9 protein-coding genes are annotated in these 6,279 nt (G+C 69.8%); 5 read left to right on the top strand and 4 right to left on the bottom strand.

Going from position 1 to position 6,279, the window contains the following annotated elements; translation table 11 throughout:
* Positions 1-197 (bottom strand): hypothetical protein (locus AC07F0_RS28210; RefSeq protein WP_478982902.1); only part of this gene is annotated, 197 nt, incomplete at its 3' end.
* Between the two features lie 99 nt (positions 198-296).
* Between AC07F0_RS28210 and AC07F0_RS28205 the strand changes: the two genes are divergently transcribed.
* Complete coding sequence (locus AC07F0_RS28205) at positions 297-830, top strand: GNAT family N-acetyltransferase (protein WP_478982901.1); 534 nt, start codon at positions 297-299, stop codon at positions 828-830.
* Between the two features lie 239 nt (positions 831-1,069).
* Here the strand turns inward: AC07F0_RS28205 and AC07F0_RS28200 are convergent, their stop codons facing one another.
* Positions 1,070-1,873, bottom strand: coding sequence for an SDR family NAD(P)-dependent oxidoreductase (locus AC07F0_RS28200; protein ID WP_478982900.1), 804 nt, complete (start codon positions 1,871-1,873; stop codon positions 1,070-1,072).
* Positions 1,874-1,959: 86 nt separating this feature from the next.
* On the opposite strand from AC07F0_RS28200, the gene AC07F0_RS28195 reads away from it, so the two are divergent.
* The 4 genes from AC07F0_RS28195 (at position 1,960) to AC07F0_RS28180 (ending at position 4,140) form a co-directional block, all read left to right on the top strand.
* Positions 1,960-2,811 (top strand): helix-turn-helix transcriptional regulator, encoded by an 852-nt coding sequence (locus tag AC07F0_RS28195; RefSeq protein WP_478982899.1) that lies wholly within the window; start codon positions 1,960-1,962, stop codon positions 2,809-2,811.
* A gap of 99 nt (positions 2,812-2,910) precedes the next feature.
* On the top strand, positions 2,911-3,213 hold the full coding sequence (locus AC07F0_RS28190; protein WP_478982898.1) for an ArsR/SmtB family transcription factor: 303 nt from the start codon (positions 2,911-2,913) through the stop codon (positions 3,211-3,213).
* Positions 3,210-3,602 (top strand): VOC family protein, encoded by a 393-nt coding sequence (locus AC07F0_RS28185; RefSeq protein WP_356925029.1) that lies wholly within the window; start codon positions 3,210-3,212, stop codon positions 3,600-3,602. The genes AC07F0_RS28190 and AC07F0_RS28185 overlap by 4 nt, the downstream gene beginning before the upstream one ends.
* Before the next feature lie 61 nt (positions 3,603-3,663).
* A complete protein-coding gene (locus AC07F0_RS28180; RefSeq protein ID WP_478982897.1) occupies positions 3,664-4,140 on the top strand; it encodes a hypothetical protein in 477 nt (158 codons plus the stop codon).
* Between the two features lie 100 nt (positions 4,141-4,240).
* Here AC07F0_RS28180 and AC07F0_RS28175 read toward each other — a convergent pair whose 3' ends face one another.
* Both AC07F0_RS28175 and AC07F0_RS28170 read right to left on the bottom strand, forming a co-directional pair.
* Complete coding sequence (locus AC07F0_RS28175; RefSeq protein ID WP_478982896.1) at positions 4,241-4,810, bottom strand: dienelactone hydrolase family protein; 570 nt, start codon at positions 4,808-4,810, stop codon at positions 4,241-4,243.
* Between the two features lie 177 nt (positions 4,811-4,987).
* On the bottom strand, positions 4,988-6,007 hold the full coding sequence (locus AC07F0_RS28170) for a DUF6215 domain-containing protein (RefSeq protein ID WP_478982895.1): 1,020 nt from the start codon (positions 6,005-6,007) through the stop codon (positions 4,988-4,990).
* Positions 6,008-6,279: the final 272 nt, after the last annotated feature.

Genomic DNA, 6,279 nt, shown 5'->3' with positions numbered 1-6,279 from the left:
GGCGCCGGCCTCGGCAGAGGGCGGTCGAAGGGCTCCTCCACGGTCCCGGGGGGCACGTGGCGGAACTCCACACCCATGGCGTCCGCGACGACGGACCGGTCGTCGGCCCACAGCCGGAAGTCCGCCGTGAACCGGTCGCCGCCGGTCCGCCCAAGTGTGACCAGACAGTACCCGCTCAGCGGTACCACCCCGTACAACCGCAGCGCCTCGATGCGCCGGGGCAGGATGCCTCCGGCAACCGCCGCGATCCGGCTCCCCGGTTCGCGCTCCCACCGCCGTATCGGCAGGATGGGACGATGACCGAGATCCGCACCCCCCGTCTCCTCCTGCGCCGCTGGCTTGACGACGACCTCGTCCCCCTGTCCGAGATCCAGGCGGACCCGGTGGTGATGCGGGGTGTCGGCGACGGCAGGCCGCGCTCCTTGGAACAGACCGCCGAGGACATCGAGGCCTGGGAAGAGGAGTGGGACGAGGAAGGATTCGGGATGTTCGCGGTCGAGCTCCTGGGCTCGGGTGAGTTGGCGGGCGCCGTCGGCCTGTCCGTGGCCGACACGCCGGCCGAGGTCGCCGGCCAGGTGGCGATCAGCTGGCGACTCGGGCGGGTTCTGTGGGGCCAGGGGTACGCCTCCGAAGCGGCGCACGCCACCCTGGAGTTCGCACTGCAGGACCGCGGCCTCGACCGTGTGGTCGCCGTGTGCCGGACGGGCGACAGGGCCTCCGCGAACGTCCTCGACAAACTCGGCATGCAGGCGGAAGGCACCGCACCGGACCCGGTCCACGGCCACGACCTCGCGGTGTACGGCATCGACCTCACGCAGTACCAGGAGTAACAACCGCCACGGCAACCGGGCGACGACGTCCGAGGTCGCATCCGCCCGTGGCCATCGGTCGGTCCTGCGATCCCCGTAGCCGTGGTCGAGACGCCCGGCGTCGGCCGTCTGATGGAGCCCGCGGAGCCCGGCACCGACTTCGCCGGGAGCCCTGGATGGCCACCGCAGGCACCACTTTGGGGCCAGTGGCTGTGAACAGGGCGGCGTCCCCCGATCAGGCCCGCGCGCCCGCCGTCGGCTCAGGCCCGCGCGCCGCCGTCAACCCGTAGGACCGTGCCCGTCACGTAGGAGGCGCGGTCGCTGAGGAGCCAGGCGGCGGCCTGCGCGATCTCCTGCGGGTCGGCCGCGCGGCGCAGCGGAGTGCGCGCCGTGAGGCGCTCGCGCAGACCCGGTGATCCCTCTTCCCACGTGCGGATCATCTCGGTCGGTGTCTGGCCGGGGGCGATGGCGTTGACGCGGATGCCTTCCGGGCCGTAGGTGACGGCGGCCGACTCGGTGAGGCTGTTGACCGCCCGTTTCATCGCGCCGTAGGCGGGCAGTTCGGGGTTGCCCATCAGGCTGCCGACGGATGAGTTGTTGACGATGGCGCCCGTGCCTGCGGTGGTTCGGATGGCGGCGATCTCGGCGACCATGGCCAGCCAGACGCCCTTGAGGTTCACGTCGTAGACGCGGTCGAAGTCGGCCTCCGGCATCTGGTCCATGGGGCCGGGCCGCTGGATCGTCGCGCCGTTGTTGAAGGCGATGTCGAGCCGGCCGTACAGCTCCAGGGCGTGATCCACGGCGGTGCGCACGCTTCCCGCGTCGGCCAGGTCGCACACCACGTACTCCGCGGTGCCACCCGCCGCCCGAATCTCCTCGGTCACCGCCTTCAGCTGGGCCTCCGTCCGGGCCGCGAGCAGCACCCGTGCCCCCTCGCGGGCGAAGAGCCGGGCCGCGGCGGCTCCGATGCCGCGCCCGGCACCGGTGAGGAAAGCGACCTTGCCGGCCAGCAGGCCCAGGGCGGCAGGGGCGGTGGATGTGCCGGTGGTAGGTGTGTTGTCCATGGCCGCGAGCCTGCGCCCGTCCGCGAAGCCCAGCCAGGCACCAGCGGTACCTGGCTGGGCGGCCCACGTCCGTACACACTGGGCGGGTGGACCGAAAAGAACTGGCGCACTTCCTGCGCAGCCGACGGGAGCGGATCGCTCCTGCCGAGGCCGGGCTGCCCGTCGGCCCACGCCGCCGCACCCCGGGACTGCGTCGCGAGGAGGTGGCGCACCTCGCGTTCATCTCGACCGAGTACTACACGCGGCTTGAGCAGGCACGGGCACCGCGCCCGTCGTACGAGGTGCTGGCCGGACTGGCACGGGCCCTGCGCCTGTCCGATGCCGAGCGCGACCATCTCCACCACCTCGCCGGTGCCCCGCCGCACCCGTCGTCCGGGCCCTCGCGCGAGGTACGGCAGAGCATCCTCGACCTGCTGCACCGACTGCCGCAGGCCGCGGCGACCGTGACGTCCGCGACGCTCGAGGTACTCGCCTGGAATGATCTGGCGGCAGCCCTGATGGAGGACTTCTCCGCCCTGCCGCGCCGCGACCGCAATCTTGTCCGCCGTGTCTTTCTCGGGCCCCACACGCACGGGCAGCGGCTGTACGGGGTGTCGGACGCGGACGCGTTCGCCCGCAGATCGACGCAGCGGCTGCGCGCCGCCGCCGCCCGCTACCCCGACGACGCGGAGGTGGCTGAGCTGGTGGCCGAACTCCTCGACGGAAGCGAAGAGTTCACCCGCCTGTGGGAGTCCCACGATGTGTCCGCCGAGCCCACCCTGTGCAAGACCTTCCAGCACCCGCTGGTCGGCCCGGTCACCGTCAACTGCGACGTCCTCGACATCACCGACCGCGACCAGCAGGTCGTGATCTACACAGCGGCCCCGGGTTCGTCCTCCGAAGAGGCGCTACGGCTGCTGTCGGTCATCGGCACGCAGCGCATGGACATCACCCACTGAGCCGCACCGGGCGCCCGAGCCTACGGCCGGCCCGGCTGCGGGGGACGACACGTGCGCGTCCACTTGATACGCAAGTGAATACTTGCCTATCGTGTGGGCGTGGCCGATGACCTTTTCAAAGCTTTGGCCGACCCCACCCGCCGCACGATCCTCGACGAGCTCACGGAGAAGTCAGGACAGACGCTGTTCGAGATCTGTTCCCGACTGAGCATGAAGCACCAGCTCGGCATCTCGCGCCAGGCGGTCTCCCAGCACCTCGCCGTGCTGGAGGCCGCCGGGCTCGTCGAGACCCGGCGGGAGGGCCGCTACAAGTTCCACGAGCTGAACACGGGCCCGCTGCGGCAGATCGCCGAGCGATGGCTGATGACCGATACGTCCGGACCAGGGAAGAGCACCCCATGAAGATCCACCTGACCAGCGTTTTCGTCGACGACCAGGCCAAGGCCGAGCGCTTCTACACCGAGATCCTAGGCTTCGTGAAGAAGCACGACGTCCCGGTGGGGGAGAAGGACCGGTGGCTGACCGTCGTCTCACCCGAAGAGCCCGACGGCACCGAACTCCTTCTGGAGCCCGCGGGCCACCCGGCCGTCAAGACCTTCCGCGACGCACTCGTCGAGGAGGGCATCCCGCTCGCCCAGTTCGCCGTCGACGACGTGAAGGCGGAGTACCAGCGCCTGCGCGGTCTCGGAGTCCGCTTCACCCAGGAGCCCCTGGAGATGGGCCCCGTCACCACCGCCGTCTTCGACGACAGTTGCGGCAACCTGATCCAGATCGCCACCAAGCCGCAGTAGACGTTGCCGAGCTGGATGCCGGCTGCCTGGTCCGCCCCCGTGACCGAGGAAGGCAACGCCCATGCCCCAGATCCGGCCGGTGAACGAATACACCGCATTGGCCGCACTGGACCACGCCTTCTACGTCGTGGACTTGGGAGAACCCGAGGGCATCGCCCTGCCCTCCGCGACCCCCGACACCCGCATCACCACCACCCCCGGCAACACTTGCCTGACCATCACCGCGGGGGCGAGCGAGTGGGCGCCGGTCAAGATCAGTTTCCTGGTCTACGACGAGGAGCCCGAGCCACTGCCCGGGCAGTGGAGGCACACCGAGCCCTTCACCTGCACGGCCATGGGCACCCCGGCCTGTTTCACGACGGCAACCGACCCCGACGACATGTTCCAGGACCCGCCGCCGGATGACTTGTTCAGCAGGCACGGCCTCGAGCCGCCCTACCACTGGAAGAGCCGCCTCCTCATTGCCGCCCAGGAGGTAGAGGAACACGTCCTCCAGTTCTGGCCCACACCCCCCGACGAGCACTCGATACGGTCGTGAGCCGGTCACTCAGCCAGGGGAGTCCTGGGAGGAACCGGTCGGGCTGCGTTCCCCCACGACGCCCCCCAGGGGGAGACCGGTCTGCCACCCCGGACAGCCCCTAGCGTGAGCCGAGGAACTCGATCGCCCGCCGGGTCAGAAGCTTGGCGGCGTCCGGGTCGTGGGACGGCAGCGAACTGTCCACGAACAGGTGCTGGTCTCCGGGATAGAGGAACATCTCCGCGTCAGCGCGGTCGGAGACGAGCGCGCGGGCGGCGTCGATATCCTCGGCGAAGAACGGATCGGCTTCCTTCGCATGCACCTGCACCGGCCCACCGTCAGGCCATGCCCCACCGAACTCCGACACGGGGATGCACGCGTGGAACAGGAGCGCGCCCCGCGCGCCCGCCCGCGTCTGCGCCAGCTTCTGGGCGGGCAGCACACCGAGCGAGAAACCGACGTACACGGCGCCCTGCGGCAGCAGTTGGGCCGCGCGGACGCCGCGCTCGGTGATCTCGCCGAACCCGACCTGCTCCACGTAGCCCTGACCCTCCTCGAGGGAGCGGAAAGTACGCCCCTCGAACAGGTCAGGTGTGTGGACGGTGTGGCCGGCCGCGCGAAGTTCGTCGGCGAAGGCGGCGACTCCGGGAGTCAGCCCTTGCACGTGAGGGAACAGCACGACCTCTGTCACGCCCAAAACCCTTGCCGGCAGGTAGCGAATGATCCGGAACCTAGAATGATCGAAGGGCGCCGAACAGTACCCGCCTCCCCGACTACGACCTCGCCGACGACGCAGCTGTGACCGCCCCGGCCCAACTCCGCGCACCTCGTGGGCTATCCCGCGCTGCCAGGCCTGTCGGACAGCCCGTCAGGAGATCGTCGGAAGGACCTTCTCAGCGATGTCGAGGAGAGCGCTGTCGTCCGGGAGGGCTCCGGATGGGCTCCACACGGTGATTTCGTAGTAGCCGCCCCGGTCATCACGGTCGAGGGCCACGGACAGTGTCCTGGCCAGGGGACCTTGTTCGACCGGCCCGCCGGATCCGCCACTCCCGAGATCGATCTCGAACTGCATGGTGTGATCCGAGGAGAAGACCGCGGGCCGCCCGAGAACGGAGAGCGTCTTGACGTCCTTCTCGTTCCCGAACTTCATCAGCTTCACGTACTGGCCGGTCGACAACTTGTTGTAAGTGGCCGACACGTTCACGGTGTACGTGCCGAACGCGACCTCGGCCTCCGGCTGGGCGACCTTCCCGTCCGTCAGGGGAGCGGTGTTGCTGGTGCCGGAAGCGGTGGTCGCGGTCTCTCCAGGCGTTCCGAGGAGCTTGGCCAGGTCCGGCCGGTTGAGCGCCTTGCACAGCTCTTCACCCGTCACGGGCTGGGGCGTCTGCTTGTAGGCCTTCGGCAGTTCCTCGTCGTCCCCGGCTGAACACGAGGCGGGCTGCGGGGAGCTGTCGTCGGACGGTAGCACGCGCGGGGCCAACCACAGCGCGGCCGCGATTGCCCCGAACACGGCCACGGCCGCGACGGCCTGGCCCCATGCGTTGGGCTCCTTCTCCGGAGCGCCCGGTCCGGGACGTGTCCCAGTTCCGGCTTGGACTGGGGCCGGGACCGGGGCTTGGGCCTGGACTTGGACTGGAGCGGCAGCATCGACCGTCGCCCCGTCTGCGGAGGCTGCCGGAACCGGGTTCCGGCGTGTGCGCAGGGCCCGGACCACCGCGTAGAGGCGTATGACGGTGAACACGAGGAATGCCACGCCGAGACCGGCCGCGACCCGATCGTGATCGCGGACGGCGAGATACATGATGCGTACGCCGAGAACGGACCCGACCGCGATGAGCAGCGGCTCGCGGACCCAGAAGGGCAGGAGACGCAGGAGGAAACCGAGCATTCGGTGATCTCACCAGGACATGACAACATCCGCCGTGGTGGAAGCCACAGTTCCGGGCACGGGCAGGACCTGCCGAAACGCGCGGAGCCAAGCTGACGCTCCCGAGATCGCCATCGGACGGCAGCGGGTGCGGGTGCGGCAGCGAGTGGTGTGAGTGCTCGCGGCCAGGTCCTCGCCTTCGGCGTCCTCCTCGGCCTGCCGGCGCTGATCGGCTTCGCGTTCCTTCCAGCGCTCGGCCGTGCCGATCGACCCCAGTGATGAGTTTTCGTGCC

The organism is Streptomyces sp. NPDC045955 (genome assembly GCF_056430805.1).
The sequence above is the reverse complement of the archived record's forward strand: the minus strand, read 5'-3'. Positions and strand labels throughout refer to the sequence as shown.